20 protein-coding genes and 3 pseudogenes are annotated in these 18,340 nt (G+C 60.4%); 9 read left to right on the forward strand and 14 right to left on the reverse strand.

Going from position 1 to position 18,340, the window contains the following annotated elements:
• The 3 genes from ACPYOI_RS28775 to ACPYOI_RS28785 all read left to right on the forward strand — a co-directional run.
• Positions 1-202: hypothetical protein (locus ACPYOI_RS28775; protein WP_481423693.1), on the forward strand; the 202-nt coding region annotated here is incomplete at its 5' end.
• A gap of 19 nt (positions 203-221) precedes the next feature.
• Positions 222-1,322: an aminopeptidase P family N-terminal domain-containing protein gene (locus tag ACPYOI_RS28780; protein WP_481423711.1), complete on the forward strand. Its 1,101-nt coding sequence runs from the start codon at positions 222-224 to the stop codon at positions 1,320-1,322.
• Positions 1,323-1,338: 16 nt separating this feature from the next.
• Positions 1,339-2,649: an MmgE/PrpD family protein gene (locus ACPYOI_RS28785; protein ID WP_481423694.1), complete on the forward strand. Its 1,311-nt coding sequence runs from the start codon at positions 1,339-1,341 to the stop codon at positions 2,647-2,649.
• Between the two features lie 35 nt (positions 2,650-2,684).
• On the opposite strand, the gene ACPYOI_RS28790 is transcribed toward ACPYOI_RS28785, so the two are convergent.
• Complete coding sequence (locus tag ACPYOI_RS28790) at positions 2,685-3,713, reverse strand: amidohydrolase family protein (protein WP_481423695.1); 1,029 nt, start codon at positions 3,711-3,713, stop codon at positions 2,685-2,687.
• Between the two features lie 328 nt (positions 3,714-4,041).
• Positions 4,042-4,137, reverse strand: a pseudogene (locus tag ACPYOI_RS28795) (IS6 family transposase); the annotation flags it as partial.
• Between the two features lie 165 nt (positions 4,138-4,302).
• Here ACPYOI_RS28795 and ACPYOI_RS28800 point away from each other — a divergent pair.
• Positions 4,303-5,334 (forward strand): methyltransferase, encoded by a 1,032-nt coding sequence (locus ACPYOI_RS28800; protein WP_481423696.1) that lies wholly within the window; start codon positions 4,303-4,305, stop codon positions 5,332-5,334.
• A 25-nt stretch (positions 5,335-5,359) separates the two neighbouring features.
• On the opposite strand, the pseudogene ACPYOI_RS28805 reads toward ACPYOI_RS28800, so the two are convergent.
• Together ACPYOI_RS28805 and ACPYOI_RS28810 are read right to left on the reverse strand one after the other, a co-directional pair.
• Positions 5,360-6,110: pseudogene (locus ACPYOI_RS28805) on the reverse strand (IS6 family transposase).
• A 346-nt stretch (positions 6,111-6,456) separates the two neighbouring features.
• The gene (locus ACPYOI_RS28810) at positions 6,457-7,020 is read right to left on the reverse strand and encodes a TetR/AcrR family transcriptional regulator (protein ID WP_481423697.1); all 564 of its coding nucleotides are present in this window, start codon (positions 7,018-7,020) and stop codon (positions 6,457-6,459) included.
• Between the two features lie 104 nt (positions 7,021-7,124).
• On the opposite strand from ACPYOI_RS28810, the gene ACPYOI_RS28815 reads away from it, so the two are divergent.
• Positions 7,125-8,528 carry an amidase gene (locus tag ACPYOI_RS28815; RefSeq protein WP_481423698.1) on the forward strand — a complete coding sequence of 468 codons (1,404 nt, stop codon included), beginning with the start codon at positions 7,125-7,127 and terminating at the stop codon, positions 8,526-8,528.
• A gap of 184 nt (positions 8,529-8,712) precedes the next feature.
• Here ACPYOI_RS28815 and ACPYOI_RS28820 read toward each other — a convergent pair whose 3' ends face one another.
• The 6 genes from ACPYOI_RS28820 to ACPYOI_RS28845 form a co-directional block, all read right to left on the reverse strand.
• The gene (locus ACPYOI_RS28820) at positions 8,713-9,192 is read right to left on the reverse strand and encodes a tyrosine-type recombinase/integrase (RefSeq protein WP_481423699.1); all 480 of its coding nucleotides are present in this window, start codon (positions 9,190-9,192) and stop codon (positions 8,713-8,715) included.
• Between the two features lie 6 nt (positions 9,193-9,198).
• Positions 9,199-9,432, reverse strand: a complete 234-nt coding sequence (locus ACPYOI_RS28825) for a hypothetical protein (RefSeq protein WP_481423700.1) — start codon at positions 9,430-9,432, stop codon at positions 9,199-9,201.
• Between the two features lie 60 nt (positions 9,433-9,492).
• The gene (locus ACPYOI_RS28830; RefSeq protein WP_481423701.1) at positions 9,493-10,158 is read right to left on the reverse strand and encodes an SDR family oxidoreductase; all 666 of its coding nucleotides are present in this window, start codon (positions 10,156-10,158) and stop codon (positions 9,493-9,495) included.
• Between the two features lie 57 nt (positions 10,159-10,215).
• Positions 10,216-11,010 carry an SDR family NAD(P)-dependent oxidoreductase gene (locus ACPYOI_RS28835; protein WP_481423702.1) on the reverse strand — a complete coding sequence of 265 codons (795 nt, stop codon included), beginning with the start codon at positions 11,008-11,010 and terminating at the stop codon, positions 10,216-10,218.
• 165 nt (positions 11,011-11,175) lie between these two features.
• Positions 11,176-11,679 (reverse strand): SRPBCC domain-containing protein, encoded by a 504-nt coding sequence (locus ACPYOI_RS28840; protein WP_481423703.1) that lies wholly within the window; start codon positions 11,677-11,679, stop codon positions 11,176-11,178.
• 3 nt (positions 11,680-11,682) lie between these two features.
• Positions 11,683-12,285, reverse strand: a complete 603-nt coding sequence (locus tag ACPYOI_RS28845; protein WP_481423704.1) for an NADPH-dependent F420 reductase — start codon at positions 12,283-12,285, stop codon at positions 11,683-11,685.
• 185 nt (positions 12,286-12,470) lie between these two features.
• Between ACPYOI_RS28845 and ACPYOI_RS28850 the strand changes: the two genes are divergently transcribed.
• Both ACPYOI_RS28850 and ACPYOI_RS28855 read left to right on the forward strand, forming a co-directional pair.
• Positions 12,471-13,364, forward strand: a complete 894-nt coding sequence (locus ACPYOI_RS28850) for a LysR family transcriptional regulator (RefSeq protein WP_481423705.1) — start codon at positions 12,471-12,473, stop codon at positions 13,362-13,364.
• A gap of 241 nt (positions 13,365-13,605) precedes the next feature.
• The gene (locus ACPYOI_RS28855; RefSeq protein ID WP_481423706.1) at positions 13,606-14,136 is read left to right on the forward strand and encodes an SRPBCC domain-containing protein; all 531 of its coding nucleotides are present in this window, start codon (positions 13,606-13,608) and stop codon (positions 14,134-14,136) included.
• 29 nt (positions 14,137-14,165) lie between these two features.
• Here the strand turns inward: ACPYOI_RS28855 and ACPYOI_RS28860 are convergent, their stop codons facing one another.
• Both ACPYOI_RS28860 and ACPYOI_RS28865 read right to left on the reverse strand, forming a co-directional pair.
• Positions 14,166-14,327 (reverse strand): hypothetical protein, encoded by a 162-nt coding sequence (locus ACPYOI_RS28860; protein WP_481423707.1) that lies wholly within the window; start codon positions 14,325-14,327, stop codon positions 14,166-14,168.
• A 392-nt stretch (positions 14,328-14,719) separates the two neighbouring features.
• A complete protein-coding gene (locus ACPYOI_RS28865) occupies positions 14,720-15,628 on the reverse strand; it encodes a LysR family transcriptional regulator (protein ID WP_481423708.1) in 909 nt (302 codons plus the stop codon).
• A gap of 100 nt (positions 15,629-15,728) precedes the next feature.
• Here ACPYOI_RS28865 and ACPYOI_RS28870 point away from each other — a divergent pair, with 100 nt between their 5' ends.
• Positions 15,729-16,964, forward strand: coding sequence for an MFS transporter (locus ACPYOI_RS28870; protein WP_481423709.1), 1,236 nt, complete (start codon positions 15,729-15,731; stop codon positions 16,962-16,964).
• Positions 16,965-17,155: 191 nt separating this feature from the next.
• Here ACPYOI_RS28870 and ACPYOI_RS28875 read toward each other — a convergent pair whose 3' ends face one another.
• Positions 17,156-17,299 (reverse strand): hypothetical protein, encoded by a 144-nt coding sequence (locus ACPYOI_RS28875; RefSeq protein WP_481423712.1) that lies wholly within the window; start codon positions 17,297-17,299, stop codon positions 17,156-17,158.
• Between ACPYOI_RS28875 and ACPYOI_RS28880 the strand changes: the two are divergent.
• A pseudogene (locus tag ACPYOI_RS28880) lies at positions 17,279-17,548 on the forward strand (C40 family peptidase); the annotation flags it as partial. The gene ACPYOI_RS28875 and the pseudogene ACPYOI_RS28880 sit on opposite strands and share 21 nt — an antisense overlap.
• A gap of 153 nt (positions 17,549-17,701) precedes the next feature.
• On the opposite strand, the gene ACPYOI_RS28885 reads toward ACPYOI_RS28880, so the two are convergent.
• Entirely contained in the window at positions 17,702-17,911 is a 210-nt protein-coding gene (locus tag ACPYOI_RS28885; RefSeq protein ID WP_481423710.1) for a cold-shock protein, read from the reverse strand.
• Positions 17,912-18,340 lie beyond the last annotated feature (429 nt).

The following is an 18,340-nucleotide window of genomic DNA, read 5'->3' on the forward strand; positions in this document are numbered from 1 at the left end:
TATGGCGCTCGGCTCGATGGACCCGGAAATCGCCGTCGACAGCGACGAAGTGCTGATCAAGGGCATGGTCTTCATCCTGCATCCCAACCAGTATTTCCCGGACACCGGCTACATGATGTGCGGCGAACCTGTGCTGATCACCGACGAGGGCGCGCAGCCGCTCACGAGCCGCATGGGTCGGCTCGATACGATCGCAATTTGAGGAGACCATCTTGCTGTCCATGGAACCCTCGATCAAACGCGGCCTGACCTTCTGGGATCGGGCGCTGATGTCCGGCGACGAGTTCTTCGAACGCATCCGTCTGGTGCGCGAGGAAATGCGCCGAATGCAGCTCGATGCCCTCGTGGTCTCGGGCAATATGTATGAGGATGCCGATCTTTTCTATCTCGTCGGCGGAAATGTCGACGGTACGCTGGTGCTGACGCTCGACGGAGAGCCTTCGATCTTCACCGCAAGCGGTAGCCGCGAGAGCTTCTTCCTGCGCGAGCAAACCTGGATCGGTGATGTGTCCTATCAGGGCGGACTGGTCGGTTCCGCCGTCCGTGCCGGGCTGGAAGAACGCAAGGTGACGTCCGGCCGGGTCGGTACCGTCGGCCTGCAGGTCATGCCGAACCGCCCGTACCAGGATCTCGTCAACGCATTGGCGGGTTATGAGCTGGCGGATTTTTCCGCAGTCCTCCTAAGTGTCAGAAGCCGCATGCGCCCGCGTGAACTGACCGCGGCCCGCATCGCGCTCGGCATGACGGAAAAGGCCGCGGCCGCGGCGGAGAAAGTTTTTGCCGATGGCGCATCCAATGCCGCCGCGGTCATCGAGGCGGAACGGGTCGCCCGCTTTGCCGGCGCATGGGATTTCCGGGCGCTAGCCAATCTGAACAGTGATGATCTGCGACCCTATGAACGGCATTCGGACGAGCGGCGCGGCCAGCTGCTTCTCTGGGTCGCAACCCGGTATCAGGGTTATTGGGCGGATCAGGTCGTAGGCGCGACAAGTGGGCCGGACAGCGAAGCCGTCCGCGCCGTTGAGGCCATGGTCCAGGCATCTCGTCCGGGCACCTCGGCTTCGGCGGTCGCAAAGGCCGGTCTCGCGGGGCTTTCCGAAAATGGTCGCCGATCCGCGCTCGCATATGGTCTCGGACGCGGGATCGGCATCGAGTTGAACGGTCTACCGAAGATCAGTCCCAACAATGTGGCGCTGATTGTCGAGGGCTCGCTTCTTTCGTTCCACATCTTTGCGCGAGGCGAGACGGAAACGTCCTTCGCCGGCGCCATGGTGCAGGTCGGAAGGGAAGGGGCTATGCCATTGACCTCGTTGACGCGATGAAAACCGGGTGCGGTCGATGATTGCGGAAGCATGGGCGAGGGAGTTTCGTGACGGCTCGTTAATCGGGCCAGAGACTCGTCGGCATATCGACCTGCATGTGGCCGATACCATGGTCGCTTTCTTTGCCGGTCATGCCTCGGCGGAAGCGATGGCGCTTGCGCGCTTTTTCGCGTGCAAAGGTTCGGGCAGTCCGGATCGACTGGCGTCAGCCATTGCCGCCATGATCCGGCGGACGGAATGCGATAATATCCATGTCGCATCCTGTATCACAGCCGGTTCGATCGTCATTCCGGTGGCTTTGGCTTTTTCGGCGGAAAAGCCCGATACCGAAGCCTTCGATCGTGCCGTTGCGGCCGGTTATGCCGTCGGCCTTCGCATCGGCGCGGCGCTTGGCGGGGCTGTCGCACTCGTAACGGGTATCTGGCCGACTTATTTCGCGGCGCCGATCATTGCGGCCGCGACGGCGTCGGTGGCGCTTGGCCTCAATGAAAAGCAGATCGCCGCAGCGCTCGGTCTCGCAGCGGCGGGTGCCGGAGGCAGGCTCGGGCGCATTTCGGGATCTCCCTCCGGGCGGTGGCTCATGCTCGGCGAATCCGTCGGTAAGGGATGCCGCGCGGCACTGGCGGCGGCCAAGGGGTTTCAGGGAGATATCGGGCTGATCTCGCCGGAATGGCTTGCCAGCCTCGCCGATCCGAAATTCATCCGCCCGGAAGCGTTGACCGGCGGCGACGGTATCGAGACTGTGGGCCTGAAGCCGTTCGTGGCAGCGCGCCAGGTCATCAACGCTATCGCGGCGTTTCGAGCGATCCTGGAGCAGGGCGTCGATCCGCAGTCGATCGAGCGGATCGAGATCTGCGTACCGCCTATCCATGCCGCAATGGTGGCCAAGCCTGCGATACCCGGCGACCGGCTGAGCACGATTGCCAACATGCACGCCCAGATCGCCACGGCGGCGCTCAATCCGGAACTGCTCTTCGATATCGAACGGGACGACCAGCCGACGGAGGCGATTATCGCCTATGGCCGTAAGGTGGAGATCGTCGCGGACCAGGCACTGGATGTTCATCTGCCGGATATCTGGGCGGCACGGGTGAAGGTATTTTCCGGTGATCGGCAGTTCGAAGAGGTCTGCACCTCCGTGTCGGGCGATCCCTCTCGGCGAGACAATGCGGCGCTCGTCGAAATGAAGCTGCAGCGCATGGTGCCCAGGCGATATCAGGCAATTTGCAGGCTGCCGGGACTGGGCATTGGCGAATATGGTCGTACAAAGTGGCGAGCCGGCCTTTGGCAGGAAATGCTGAGCATTCTCGACAGCATCTGGCTGTGAGAATCTAACTTTTCAGATCTTCCCGGCGTTGAGGATCAGGCCCTCAACGCTCGCGGGGGTTCTGTCGTTGCTTCTGCCTTGTCGAGCCCGAGGATCCGCTTGGCATTGCCGTAGAACAGCTTCTGCTTGTCTTCCTCGGAAAGATCGAGTTCCGCTAGCAGTTTCAGGCAGACTGCGGGATCCCAGCAGGGATAGTCCGTGCCGTACATGACGTTGTCGATACCATAATATTCAATGGCGAACTTCATGCCGAGGCTGTGCGGCGAGACCGTGTCGGTGAACATCCGCTTCATATAGGTGCTCGGCGGATGCGGCAGGCCGACACGCGCGCCGTTCTTGTCCATGCGGCCGGCTTGGTAGGGCAGGGCCCCGCCAGTATGGGACATGACGACCTTGAGGTTCGGATAACGCTCCATCAGGCCGGAGAAGATCAACCGCGAGGCTGCGACACTGACTTCCATGACGCGGCCCATCGTGAGATGCAGCGCGCCTTGATAGCCGGGCAGCAGGTCCTGGAAGATCGCATCGGTCGGGTGGATGAACACCGGAATGTCGAATTCGGCGACACGGGCATAAAAAGGCTCCAGCCGCTCGGCGTCGATGAAAGGATCATTGCCGACGCTGCCGGGCAGGTTGACGCCCATCAGGCCGAGCTTGCCGACTGCATGGTCGAGCACTTCGAGCGCCACCTTTGTGTCGGTCAACGGTACAGCGGCGCTGGCCCAGAGACGGCCGGCATATTTGCGCTGCGCGGCGGCCATTTCCTCGTTCCAGAACATCGCGTCGTCGCGGCCCTGCTCTACCGGAATGTCGGAGAAGTGGATCGACAGCGGGCCGATCGAACAAACGACGTCGATCTGATGGCCGAGGCTGTCCATGTACGCGAACTGCCGCTCCAAATCGAACCACTCCGGTTCTAAATTCAGGAGCCCGGTCGCGCCTTCCTTGCGCCAGTAGTGGTAACCGTCCTTGTTCGGTGCCGCCTTGGGATAGTCCTTGCGCTTGGAAAGCTGCTCAAAGAACGCCTTCGGCCACCAATGAAAATGGGAATCCAGAATGCGCATGGGCATCCTCCTGCACCTATAAGTTCTATCGGGAATTCACGCGCTCAGAATGCTGTCCCGTTGGGGGAAACTTATAGCGCTAAGTGCGGGATATCACGAGCGCTTTTGCGGTCACAATACGATAATTTTGGGGAGATGGCCACCTTTGCTGGCGCAAACCCATCGTCATTTACGAGCAGAATCGGTGGCACTGTAAACTCAACTTGGGATGGCTTTGCTACGGGAATTCGGCTTTGTCTCAGGCAGCGTGGAGGTGCGCGATCTGGCACTACGTTTGCATGGCTGCGGCTCGCAGTTCGCGATGATGGTCGGATGGAAGGTCATGTCAGGGAATGCTAAACCGGTTTGCGATCGGATCGTGGATGGAGACGAAGCGCTGAAGATGCAATGCTGACTTGAAGCGCTTCTTGAACCTCTCGCGTCTTCCATCGTCCGGAAAATCGTCCTATTTTCTTCGCATGGTGCCACGACGACGCGGAACGCCATCGGTGTCCGAGCGCGGCCGGCATCGGAGCATCCTTTGAGCGTTTCGTTTCAAGACCACTCGAGGCTGCCGGTTCAGCGGCACAAATCCACGAGGAGACAAGCGATGGGCGCACCGACACCGGACAACATCATGCAGCTGGGCCTGGGCTTCTGGGCCTCCAAGACAGCGCTCAGTGCGATCGAACTCGGTGTCTTCACCGAGCTCGCCGCGGGCCCGGCCGACCTGACGGCATTGCAGGCCAGGCTCAAGCTGCATCCCCGCTCGGCCCGCGATTTCCTCGATGCCCTGGTTGCCCTGAAGCTGCTCGAACGCGACGACGACATCTACCGCAATAGCCCCGATACGGACCTCTTCCTCGACAGGGCCAAGCCGTCCTATATCGGCGGCATCCTCGAAATGGCCAATGCTCGGCTCTACGGCTTCTGGGGCTCGCTCACCGAAGCCCTGCGGACGGGGGAAATGCAGAACGAAAGCAAGCATAAGACGGACTTCTTCGCCGCGATCTATGCGGAACCGGAACGGCTGCGCGGCTTCCTCAGGGCCATGAGCGGCATCAGCGCCGGGGCGGCGCAGGCGATCGCAGCCAAGTTCGATTGGTCGAAATACACGACATTCGCCGATGTAGGCGCGGCGCAGGGCATGGTACCGGTGGTGGTCGCGCGGGCTCATCCCCACCTGAAGGCGATCGGCTTCGATCTGCCCGCCGTGCAGCCGATATTCGAGGAGTTCGTCGCCCAGCAGGGCCTCTCCGACCGTATCCGCTTTCAGGGCGGCAACTTCTTCGACGATCCGATGCCGAACGTGGATGTGATCGTGATGGGACATATCCTGCACGACTGGGATCTCGCCGAGAAGAAGCTGCTGCTGGAAAAGGCCTTTGCCGCGCTGCCGAAAGGCGGGGCCGTGATCGCCTACGACGCCGTCATCGATGACGAGCGCCGCGAGAACGCCTTTGGGCTCCTGATGAGCCTGAACATGCTGATCGAAACCCCCGGCGGATTCGATTATACTGGCGTCGACTGCCAGGCATGGATGCGTGAAGCGGGCTTCGTGTCCCCGCGCGTCGTGCCGTTGGCGGGGCCGGATTCGATGGTGATCGGATTCAAGGGCGATGTCACGTTGTTTCATCACTGATCGAAGATGGTGTGACCCTGCAAAGTCAGGCACGCGCGCCGGTCACGGCCTTCCAGTGCGCCATGGCGTGGATACAATGGATGTGGGTAGCGAGAGCTGGGCGTTTTTGATGCGACGCGACAAAGAGATTTCTGACTGCCGAAAAAATCGACACAAAGCGTTGCAGGCCGCCGGCCGATCGAAATCCCTGCATCATTCGTTCTCGTTTTCGCAGCGGTAAGTGAGAGTTCTCTGACCGATTGTTGAGACCTTTGTGAGATCGATGTTCGACATCTGGCATGACTTTCCGTTTTGCCGCGCCGTACGATCGCAGTTTGTCGGTGATGATGCGCTTTGGCCTCAGACCTTGCTTCTCTAGCAGCCGGATCAGCACTCGCTTGGCGGCCTTGGTGTCGCGACGGGTCTGGACGATTTCATCGAGAACGTAGCCGCTCTGATCGACGGCGCGCCACAGCCAGTGTTTTTGGCCGCTGATGGAAATCACCGCCTCGTCCAGGTGCCAGATGTCTCCTCGCGAAGGCTTCTTACGGCGCAGTCGCTTTGCGAAGGCCGGACCGAATTTGCGGCCCCATCGCCGGATCGTTTCATACGATACCACAATCCCACGCTCAAACAGCATCTCCTGAACCAGCCGCAGGCTCAGAGGAACCTAAAATAGAGCGAGACCGCATGGGCGATGATCTGCGGCGGAAAGCGGTGGTTCTTATAGTTGACGGTGGGTTCGCTCATCTCCACCCCATTATCCGCGAACCGTTAAGCCACAGACAACGGGACATCGCCGTCAGGCGACCTTGTGGGCCTCGCCGACCGCGACGAAAAATTCAAACTTCCGGCCGGCCGCGGCGATGAGTTCGCCAGAGGCGGGTGGCCTGACCCCAGAGATAGCCCGAGGCCAGTCGTGCAGTCGTGAGACATGTTTATCCCGTTATGCCTAATTCGGCATAAGGGGATTTATCCCGAGCCGGAGACTACGCCGAATCCATTCCCGAGAGCCCGCGATTTCCGATAATGCCGACGGTAAGCTCGGCATATTTTCTGGGGCGACGTCAACAATGCGCCAATGCAGTATCGAACCTATCCTGGCTCCAGGACGCCCCGGAGCCAAGTAGTTGGCTGTTCTAATCAAGCTGGAAGAAGCCCGGCTGCGCGATAGCTCTTGATCATCGAGTCGAAGAGCGAGATGTCCGAACGGCTTCGTGCAAGAAGCTGAGCTCCGGCAATCGCAGCGAAAACTGCACGCGCACGCTCTTCGCTCTCCGCGGCCGCAACTAAGCCGGCTTCGATCAAACGCTCGCGGAGCCAAGCTACATTGATATCGGCGAAGGTCTGGACCTCTCTCCTTACTGGTTCCGGAAGATCGTCGTATTCGGCGCCTAGGAAGCTTCCCAGGCAAAGGCGATTTCCGTTTTCGAGCGACATCCGGAACGTGTTTGGATACTCGCGCAGGCTTTCGACCGGATCGCCTTTGTGGCTAGCAACTTCTTCCAGCCAAGCTTTTGTATCTTGCCAATACCGTTCGGCGATCGCGGCCGCGAGGTCGGCTTTGCTCGGGAAGTGGTGATAGATGCTGGCGGCTTTGATCCCAACCTCGCTCGCAAGATCACGCAGATTGAGGCCACCGTAGCCATGCGCCTGGGCGCTTTGGCGACCTGCCGCCAAAATAGCTTCCTTCGCGTTTGTACTCATCGTGGCCTTTCATTCGTCAACCTACCAAATGTTAGATAAGGGTTGACGGACCAAAAGTGAAGACCTAGTTTCACACCTACCATCTGTTAGTTAGGGACACTTTAATGACAAACGAATTGATCTATTCCGACGCAACGAAACTGGCCGAGCTCGTCCGCTCCAAGGAAGTTTCCCCTGTCGAAATAGTACAGGCGCACCTGAACCGTATCGAAGCGGTGGACCGTGACGTCAACGCAATCGTGACCGTTGTCGATGGAGCGCTTGAAGCTGCCAGGGCGGCGGAAGCGGCCGTGCTCTCGGGCGAAGATCTCGGCCCGTTGCACGGTGTGCCGTTTACGGCCAAGGACTCGATCGATACTGTGGGCGTGTTGACCCAACGCGGCTCGCCGATCTTCAAAGGGCGCCTCCCGGACGCAGACGCGACCAGCGTCGCACGCATGAAGAAGGCCGGCGGCATCCTCCTTGCCAAAACCAACCTGCCGGAATTCTCCTACTGGATCGAGAGCGACAACCTTCTCTCCGGCCGTTCGAACAACCCTTGGGATCTGGAGCGCACGCCCGGCGGCTCGAGCGGCGGTGAATCGGCCGCCATCGCCGCCGGAATGTCGCCGATCGGCCTCGGCACGGATCTTGCCATCTCGGTTCGCGGCCCGGCGGCGCAGACTGGCATCACCTCGATGAAGGCGACCCATGGACGCGTTCCGATGACTGGCATCTGGCCGCGTGCGCCTCGTCGGTTTTGGCATGTCGGTCCGATGGCCCGGTCGGTCCGCGACGTCGCGCTGGCCTTCTCGCAACTGGCCGGGCCTGACGGGCATGATGCGTTCGCCACCAGTACGTTCGATGTGGGTATCGGTCGCGAGCCGTTCCGTCAGCTCCGCGTCGGTTGGATGGTCGGTCCAGGCTTCGGCCCCGTCGATCCCGAAGTCGCGGCTACCGTACAGGCCGCCGCCAACGCGTTAAAGGATATCGGCGTCTTCGTCGAGCACGTCGGCATCCCAGCGTTGGAGCGAGACTTCGCCCTCGACGTCTTCAACCGTCTGCACGTGATGGAAATGAAGCCAGCTTTCGAGGAGGCCACCGCCGGCCGCAGAAAGGACGAGCTCTACAAGATGGCGAAGACCATGCTCTCGTTGCCAGATACTTCGATGAAGGATTACATCGACGCCGAGCAGGCGGCCGAGAGGCTGCGCGACGGCTATGCCGACTACTTCTCCCGTTACGACGCGCTCATCACCCATGTGCTGCCCATTCCGGCCCACAAGCACGGCGTCGAGGAGTTCACCATCGACGGCCAGACTGTCGATGCGACCTATCTGCAGGGCGCGACCGTGCCCCTCAACGTCACCGGCCTGCCGGGCGTCTCGATGCGGTTCGGTACGAGCACGGAGGGTCTGCCAATCAATGTCCAGATTGTGGGCAAGTGGCAGGCGGAATCGACGATCCTCCATATCGCCTCGCTGTTGGACATCGTGAGTCCTGTCCGCAGTCTTCACCCGAACCTCTGACGCAGCGATAATCGAACGGATTGGGAGTCGCTGTCGCAGAGCTCCGTAACGAACGTGGACTATCGCAACCAGTTATTGCGATAGCCTATGGCCGCACGGGCCAACAGTGGCCAAAATGCTGCATACGAAACGGTTGGGCCATCAGCGATACCGCAGCACGCGCGCCGCGGTATCGAGCCCCTAGTCAGAGCCGGTCAAGAAGCAATAGAAGTTTGTCGTCTGCCTTGAAGCGCTGGTAGGGTCGATCGTTGAATGGATCGACTTTGGCGATTGCCGCCTCTTTGATCGCCAGATGGGCATGCAGATACGGCTGCGTTGAGCGTGTGGATTCGCGGCCAAGCCAGAACGAGATCACCGTGCTATCGACGCCGGCGTCGAGCACCTCCATTGCCGCGCTGTATCCGAGTACATGCGGCGAAACGCGCTTCGCCTTCAGGGATGGGCATTGCTCAGACGCCGTCCTAACATGCTTCGCCAACGAATACTGTACTGCATCCGAGCTCATCCGCGATCCATGCACTGTCGGAAAAAGGATGTTGCAGCGACCTGCACGTCGCTCATTGATCCAGACCGTCAACGCAGAGTTCAACATCTTGGTGACCGGCGTGACGCGCTCCTTGCGACCTTTGCCGAAGCACCGAATGGCTGACGTTCCGAGCGTCACCGCGTTTCAATCGAGGCTTACGAGTTCCGAGAGGCTCATGCCGGTCTGCACGGCGGTGAGCAACAAGGCGTAATCACGGCGACCTATCCATGTGCGGCGATCAGGCGATGCCAGAATGGCTTCAATCTTGTCGCGGAAAAATTGGCCAGACGACGTTAGCGGGGCGATCAGCGCGGGCGACCATCTACAGCTTGAGGTCCGTCCCGAAGTCGTTAACGCGCCCAAATCATTTTTCAGCAACTTCCGTCCGGGGCGTGCCAATATAAGCTGACGGTTTGGGCGCGCACCTCGCAGCGCAACTCAGTTGGCTATGGTGCCGCCGCCGTCTACCGTGACGGTCGACCCGGTGGCGAACGGGTTTGTGGTCACGAACAGGATGGCAGCGGCGATGTCCTCGGGCTGACCCACACGGCGTGCCGGCAGGTGCGCCGCGGTTTTTGCGAACATGGCCTGGCGGTTCGCTTCGCCCATCTTCGCGTGAAGCGGCGTATTGATCAGACCCGGCGAGACGGTGTTGACGCGGACAGGGGCCCGCTCGAGCGCGAGGCCCCGTGCCAGCGCCTCAAGAGCCGCATTGATCGCGCCCTGGAGCACCGAGGTTGCGTTGGGCCGGTGCGAAAGGTAACCCGACACGAACGTGATCGAGCCGCCGTCGTTGACTTTTGCCGCCTTGGCCACCCGGAAGGCACCGAAGAACTTGCTATTCATGGACGCCCGCGCATCGGGAAGCGTGAGATCAGCAACTTGCCCTGTCTTGGTTTGCGCCGCAGCGACGATGACGTGATCGAAGGGGTTGGCCACAGCGAAATAGGCCTCCACCGAAGCATCGTCGGTGATATCCAACGCTGAACGCTCCGGACGCGACACCCGCGCACCGGCGGCGGCAAAAGCATCAGCGACTGCGCCGCCGATGCCGCCGGAGGCTCCGACGACGAGCACGCGGGCACCGTGGATATTTATGGTCATGGAAAGCTCCTACTCTGTCGGCGCCAGGAGGCCGATCACATCGGGATAAGGCGCTGCTCAAGGGATCGAGCGAACGACGCCGCCGTCGACGCGCAGTGCGGCGCCGCTCGTACCGGAGGCCTGCTCCGAGCAGACGTAAACCACCATGTTCGCGACTTCTTCAGTCGTCGTGAACCGGTTGATGAGCGTCGTCGGGCGCATCGTCTTCAGGAAGTTCTGCTCCGCCTCCTCCTGCGTGATACCCTGTTCGTCGGCAGTTGCCTTCATCCAATTGGACAGGATTTCGGAGCGGGTCGGCCCTGGCAACACAGCGTTGACGGTCACTCCGGTTCCGCCGACCAGCTCCGCAAGGCCCCTGGACACGGCGAGTTGCGCTGTCTTGGTCATGCCGTAGTCGATCATCTCCTTGGGAATCATGATTGCGGACTCGCTGCTGATGAACACGACCCGTCCCCACCCACGCTTAACCATCCCGGGCACATAGTGTCGCGCAGCGCGAACGCCGCTCATCACATTGAGTTGGAAGAGATCGAGCCACTCGCTGTCGTCCTGGTCGAAGAAACCGTTGAGATGCGCCGTGCCGACGTTGTTGACGAGAATGTCAGCATCCGCCACCTGAGCTAAGAGGGCTGCGGATCCCGCGGCCGTCGAAAGGTCGGCGGCGATGCCCGTAAGGTCGGCGCCGGGCAGCAGCGCACGCAATTCCTGCAACGCTGAAGCGACGCGCTGGTCTCCGCGCCCATTGATCACGACCGATGCGCCCGCGCGCGCGAGCCCCTCCGTGATCGCGCGGCCTATGCCTGCCGTCGATCCGGTGACGATGGCCTTGCGGCCTTTGAGTTCGATATTCATGCTGTTCGTCTCCTATAGTGCTTAAGCTGAGTGATCCGTCGGGGGAGAAGGGCCAGAAGCGTGTGCGGCTCCACGTCCGATCGCACGCGCGCGAATGAACTTCGGTAAGCTTGCGTCGAAAGCGTCAAGTCTGGGCGGTGCGGCGTAAGCTTGAGGGCGAGCGAGTCAAGCCGCCTTCTTCGAAGCTTCCGCCTCCGCTGCGCGAGCGAGCATTTCAACCCAGTCTTGATGATAACGGTAGAGCGCACCGGGATGTTTGTGCCCGAGCAAGTCGAGAAACCACTCCCCCTGTTGCGTTTCCTCGGTCAGCACATGGCAGCCATCTTTCGTGGGTGTGATGACCCAACCGTGGTATGCGCTCGAGCCGGTCTCGTCGCCGTCGACCGTCGTAGCCCAAGCGAGCCGGCGTAAAGGCTCGAACTCAGTCACGGTGAGGCTCATCGGGAATCCGACGGTGACACGGCTGTACTTGGTTCCGAGCGTCAGTTCCGCCTCACCGGACAGTATCTTGACCTGGTCTTCGGGGGGGAAGTAGCTCGACCAATTCTCGGCGTCGACGAGTAGCTTCCAAACCACCTCGGGCGGGGCCTTAACATCGATATCGTTTAGCGCATAGATGGCCGATGTTCTCGGATCATATCGATCTGGCCAGATTACATGGTCGTACACGGTTCATTTGTCCTTTTTGAACAGGTCTTGGAAGATCAATGGTGCCCAGCTCTTGTCGCGTGCCTGTACGAGCTGGCCGCCGTCCGCGATCTTCCCGAGACTGACCGGCGCGTAGCCGAGTTGCTCGATCAGGGCGGCGACCGTTGCGGTCGCGCCTTCGTCGTCGCTCGACAGGAAGATCACCCGGCGGCCGTCGGCAGTGGCAGGATCCTGTGCGAGTACGCCCGCGGGCAAATGATTGAATGCCTTCACCAGGCGCGCGCCAGGCAGCGCCTTTGCCACGACCGCCGAGGAGGGAAGACTGTCCAGGTCGGATAGTGGAACGCCATAGGCATTGGTCACGTCTATGACGACCTTGCCCTGCCAATTCACGGCTGCCTTGGCGACGTCTCGGTGCGACCAGAATGGGACGGCCAGCAGCACAATGTCGGCGGAGAGAGCGTCCTCCAACGTCTCAGGGATGACCCCGGGTCCGATAGCCTTGGCTGTGGGTTCGATCGCCTGGGGAGAGCGTGTGGTCGCAACCGCCACCTTATTTCCCGCGCGGCTGAATGATCGCGCAAGCGCTTGGCCGACGGCGCCAAAACCTATGATCGCGTAACTCATATCGCTTTTCCTTCATGTGCAAGCAGCTGATCGCTGCGTCATCGTGAAGGTAGGCTTGCGTGTCCTGGTAGATCAGTGCCGAGGTCCGCATAACAGTGGTGCGTAATCGCACCACTTCCGCTATGTTATGGAGCAAGCAATTTTGGAGGTCGACGCGCATGTCTTCGGCCCGAAAGGTATAGACAATGGACTGGGATGAGGTTCGCTATTTCTTGGCCGTTGCGCGGGAGGGCTCGGTTAGGGCCGCGGCCGCCCGCCTGGGGGTCAATCATTCGACCGTGCTTCGTCGCATCGCGCAACTGGAGCAACAACTTGGTGCACGCCTGTTTGAGAAAATGCCGTCCGGTTATACTTTGACAACTGCCGGTGAAGAGGTCGTGCAGTTCGCGGCGGAGATGGAGGCCGCATCAAATCAGTTACAGACGCGCGTATTTGGCCGCGACCAAGGTGTGCGCGGTCGCCTGCGTGCGACGCTTGCCCCGACGCTGGCGTCGCATCTGCTCATGCCGGACTTCATTGAGTTCGCACGGCTCTACCCGGACGTCGAAATGGAGATCCTGTCTTCTGATGAACCGGTCAACCTAACCAATCGCGAAGCAGAAGTCGCAATTCGGGTGGTCTACGACCGCGACGCGCTACCGGCCAATCTACACGGTCTGAAGGGACCAGAGATTTCCTCGAGTGTGTACATCTCGCGCGATGTTCTCGCGGCATGGCGGACGGATACAAGCAAGCCCGTCCGCTGGATCATTAAGAACAGGTACGGCCACCCGGATTGGACCCGCCCAAACGATATCCCGACATCGGAGGTCCTGTTCAGGACTACTGATGCGGCAGCTCAGATCGCTGCCGTGCGCCAGGGACTCGGGATGACGCTGTTGCCCTGTTTCGTGGGCGACACCGATCCTCTGCTGACAAGGGTTCCTGGATCGCGCCTGCAGGTCCACGGCACATTGTGGCTCCTGACATATGGCGAGACCCGTAAGACCAAGCGTGTCCGCCTCTTCACGGAATTCCTGGCGCGTCGACTCTCCCGCTACGCCCCGCTGCTTGCCGGTCTGGGCTCAGCTTCCGAGTAAGAACCTGCGAGGCGCAGTTACCCAGGGTGCAAGTAAAGACCGGAGAGCGCTTGCCATTAGCGGAGCCGACGCCACCAATCCCCGCCGCTTCTCTGCTGCGCGGTCACGCTAGACAGGTGGTGCATAAGCGCACAGCCGGTGTCGGGAAATCGCGAATCCTGCGTGGGCGCCTGTGTTCCTAACTAACTCCGTGAGAGGCCGAGCCGGCAGTCGGTTGTGGCGACCTAAAGGAGGTATCCGCATGAGCACATTGGAGAACAACATGTTCGAAGCAATCAAGTGGCCCGCAGACATGGCGCCCAGCCGCTCTCCGATTCATTTTACCAACGAGCTTGAGGTTGCCGCCTCTCCTGAAACCATCTGGTCGCTTCTTGTCGATACAACGACATGGCATCGCTTCTATCCGGGCGTCGCAGAGGTGCAACTGCTCGACGGTCATGAGGTCCTGCAAGCTGGCACGCGATTCGAAACCAACCTGGCTGGGCAGGACGTCTATGCGTCTGTGCAGGAGTTCGAACCCATCAGCCGCATCGCATGGGGTGGTGGTCCAAAAGCTTCCAAGGAATCCAAGGCTTATCACGCTTGGATCATCACGCCGACGTTCGGCGGTTGCCATCTGTGGACGGAAGAGACGATGCAGGGGCCGCTGTGGATTGAGTTGGCGAAAGAAGCTCCAGATATTTTCTGGCGCACCCATGAGAAGCTTCTGCAGGACCTCGCGGCGGTAGCGCTCGAGCGCGAAGCACAGAAAAGTCGGAAGATCGGTGGGTAATGCGGTTCGGGTACTGACTAGCAGCGCACTCACGTCACGCGACACGCGCTTGCATACGTGATCGGTTCGGCCGGCGGAACTTCGTCGGCCACATCGCCAAGCACGCCGGTGCCGCGGCGTTCGTCGCCGACGACGTCCTCGCTTCGGAGCGGCCATTCCCCACCGCAGTCATCGACTTCCGGGCGCAGCACGAGGGTCTGTTACAAGCCTCTTGTCCAAAGACATACCCGCTAACAATTCACCTGCGCGTGTGTCTGTATGAGGGCCCCAATCAAGATCCCTCTTCCAACGTGAAGCCCGTGTGAGGGATATCAGATCTGTGTATTTGCCTTGGACGTCCACGAAATGCCGCCCTTAATCGAATGGTCGGTCTCCCAAAAGCGTCGGCTTGGAACGCTATCTCTCCTCCTTTGATATATTCGATTTTCGGCGTCGCTCGCTTAAGTGTAGGCGAAAAAAAGTGCCATCTGTTCGTCTTTGAGGACAACGAGAACGTCAGAGCGTTTTGGGAGCCCGCCGGAGCGAGTCGACGTGTTGAGCTTGCTCTATACCCGCTTCCCGTGGCCACCACGCAGCGCATTCGCTACGTCAGGAACGGCCTCTCTGCCTTGAGTGTTTCAGCCAGCGCTTCGCTGAAGGCGGCGATCGGGCGGGCCAGCCGACCGACGGGTGGGCGATGCAGAACCCAGGAGGTGACTTTCGGGCGGAAATCCGGCGTGTCGATGATCTCGACTGCATCGCGCCAGGGGCTGCCGGCCAGCGCCGCCGGCGTGACGATGCCGATGCCGAGACCGCGGGCGACGAGCGACATTCTGAGATCGGCGGTCATGGCTTCGACGCCGACGTTGAATGGCAGCCGTTCGACTTCGAAACGGTGATGGATGAAGGCGCGGAAGCCGCAGCCCGTCTGATTCATGATCCAGGGAAACCTCGAAAGCTCATGGAGCCTCGGTGTCTTGGGAACGTTGAGCGATGGAGCGGCCACCAGAAGCACGCCGTGCGTTCCGAGATTGTTGCCGACGACATCTTCGGGCGGGTGAACGCCCTCCGGCAGGCAGACCGCCACCGCATCGAGCTGACTATGAGCGACCTGACCGACAAGCTGCGGCGACCAACCGGAGAAAATGCGCAGCGTCAATTGCGGGAACTGGCTGCGTAGCCGGTCGAGCGGCGGCGAGAGGGCCGCCTCTGAAAGATAGGGCATGACGCCGAGACGGAACTCGCCGCCGATCGTCCCGGCCGGCGAGACGCCGGCCTTCAGATCGTCCAATGAGCGGAGCACGCGGCGGCCGTGCTCATAGGCCTCGCGTCCGGCCGCCGTCGGCTTAAGCGGCTTGGATTGCCGGTCGAGGAGGGCAATGCCGAGACTGTCCTCAAGGTTCTGCACACGACGGGTGATGCCCGGTTGGGTCAGGTTGATCCGCGCCGAGGCTGCGACGATCGATCCTGTTTCCACCACAGCGACGAATGCTTCGAGATCATGGATGTTCATTAAAAATCCGCATAATCATTATCAGCTCATTTCATTTGCCGCATTATGCAGGATAACGATAAACATGGCTATCAATATTAGCAAAATTATGGGAGAGCCCATGTCACCCGTGTCCGAACGCGTCGCGAACAAGTTTGACGAGTTTGAAGAGGAAATGCAGGAAACCACTGCTGGTCCCTCCACTTTGCTTTTTGCCATCGCCACCGGTGTCATCGTCACCAATCTCTTCGCTCCCCAGACGCTTGTCGGCGTCATCGGTCCGTCGCTCGGCTTTTCGGAAAACGGCGCCGGCCTCGTCGCCATGGCGTCATTGCTGGGTTATGCCGCTGGGCTGTTCTTCCTCGTGCCGCTGGCCGATCTCGCCGAAAACCGCCGGCTGGTGGTGCGGATGCTCGTTTCCGCACTGGTCGCAGCCGTTGCTGCGGCCTTCGCACCAACAGGCTGGAGCCTGCTCGTCTTTCTCTTCCTGCTCGGCGCGGCCTGTTCCGCCATTCAGATCCTGGTGCCGATTGCTGCGGCCATGACGCCACCTGAACATCGCGGCCGGGTGATCGGAAACGTCATGAGCGGTCTCATGGTCGGCATTTTGCTGTCGCGGCCCCTGGCTAGTCTCGTCGCCGACATCTGGGGCTGGCGGAGCTTCTATGCCGTCAGCGCTGCGGCCCTCGCCCTACTGACTGGCGTTCTTGCGCTCCGATTGCCGGAACGCCGGCCGCTGGTGAGCACCGGCTACGCTAGCTTGATCGCCTCGCTCTGGCACCTCCTGCGCGATGAGCCGGTATTGCGGATACGGGCCTTCACGGCCGCACTGGTGATGGCGAGTTTCAGCCTTTTCTGGACCGCGGTCGCGCTGCGACTGGCGCAGCCGCCATTCTCCCTTAGCCAAGCCGGCATCGCCCTTTTTGCCCTTGTCGGAGCAGGCGGCGCGGCGGCGACCTCTCCTTTCGGGCGGATGGGCGATCGGGGCTGGACGCGCATGGCGACAACCGCCTCCCATCTGATCTTGATCGTCGCCATGGCGCTGTCCGCATGGGCAGGCGAGGCTAAGACCGGCCATCCCGTGTTTTTCCTGATTCTGCTCGGCGCGGGTGCCGTCATGCTCGATGTCGGCGTTACCGGCGACCAGACATTGGGCCGCAGGGCGATCAATCTGCTACGGCCGGAAGCGCGCGGCCGCATCAACGGCCTGTTCGTCGGCATCTTCTTTCTCGGCGGCGCCGTCGGCTCGGCCCTGGCGGGGACGGCCTGGAGCTGGGGCGGCTGGACCGCGGTCTGCGCCGCCGGCGCAGTTTTCGGAGCGGCGGCACTTCTGACCGGGCTTGCCACAAGGAGCTGACATATCCTGCGGCCCGAATGTTCGTAACGAATAAATAGCGGCATCTTTATTGGGTCTCTGACGACATCATCGATATTGCACGGGCGTAGGTGCGGCCGGGCAGGTGAGGACAGGAGTGGCTGGCGGCGAGGGTGACCACCTGTCGTGAGATCGGCATGACTGGTAGCAGCGGTTGGACCATCGCCTCCACGCTAAATGTTTGCAGCCGTGTAGATTTCGAATGGCAGCATGTGCTGGGAAACGATCGGCGTTCTGTGCGTGTCGAGGGCCTCGGCCATCGCCTTTACGAGCGTGTCCTCAAGAAGCTGGGCAGGGTTGCATACGTGGCCAAGCATTCTTCCCGTCAGCCGCCAGCAAATCCGAATATAGCGGTCTCCTGGATAAATTTTGGCAGACCTGTATCCTCCTACTTTGTGAGGGCGGGAGATGTCGTGGTGACCCGAACCGTCAAGCGATTTCACGTGAGCCTGTTCCATCACTTTGATACCGGACGTCGTTACGTTTTCTTGTTCGGCGGTAATCAATCCAACCGTGTTCAGTTGTCGAGGTATCTAGCCAGCTCGATCGTCGCTGTGAGGCGATAGAGGACTTCGACCGATCTTCGAGACAATGAACTGACGCCTTGTCGAGCACGGCAGGTCGCATGCCTCGTTTCGGTAGCAAGCAATGATCGCGAACGAGAGCAACGTTGAGCGAAAACGCTTCTTCTTTCCTGACGTGCCTGTCTCTCTTTAAATCTAAAGGAGCTTCAGGTTCTCGGCAGACGATTTACCTGATCGGCGATCCTGAACGATCTCGTAGCTGACCTTCTGGCCTTCGCTTAAGATAGCAAGACCCGACCGCTCTACGGCGGAGATATGAACAAACGTGTCGGTCGATCCATCATCTGGCTGGATGAAGCCAAAGCCCTTGGTCTGGTTGAAGAACTTCACTGTCCCATTCGGCATTTCCGATTCCCTTTTTTAGTGTTGGCTCAAGCATAGGAAGAATGGCCAGTGGGATGGCAAGCGGCTACATCATCAGCCAGTGTCGTCGTCGCGATGCGCATGTTGTCGGCGGCGCGCAGCACTCAGTTGTCACAGTCTGCTTACCGGTTGATCCTGTGATTTCAGCTCCAACGCCGAGAGTTTTAAAAATTTCGGCAAGAGTGCGCTTGCTCGAAGTCGGATACTAATATATTACTTTTGGTCAAACCAAGGGGAGGTGATCTTCGATGTATTCAAATGATCGAGTCCAAATGATTGCCGGTGCGGGCGTGCGATGAACACGTCATCCGGCATCACGCGAAAGAAGCGTTCTCTGCAGGGGGTGACGGTGTTATCGCACCAGCGGGCGGCGGCTCCGCGGGCCGCAACACTGGTCTACAATGCGCTTCT

Source organism: Rhizobium sp. SVR5-2C, assembly GCF_056755115.1.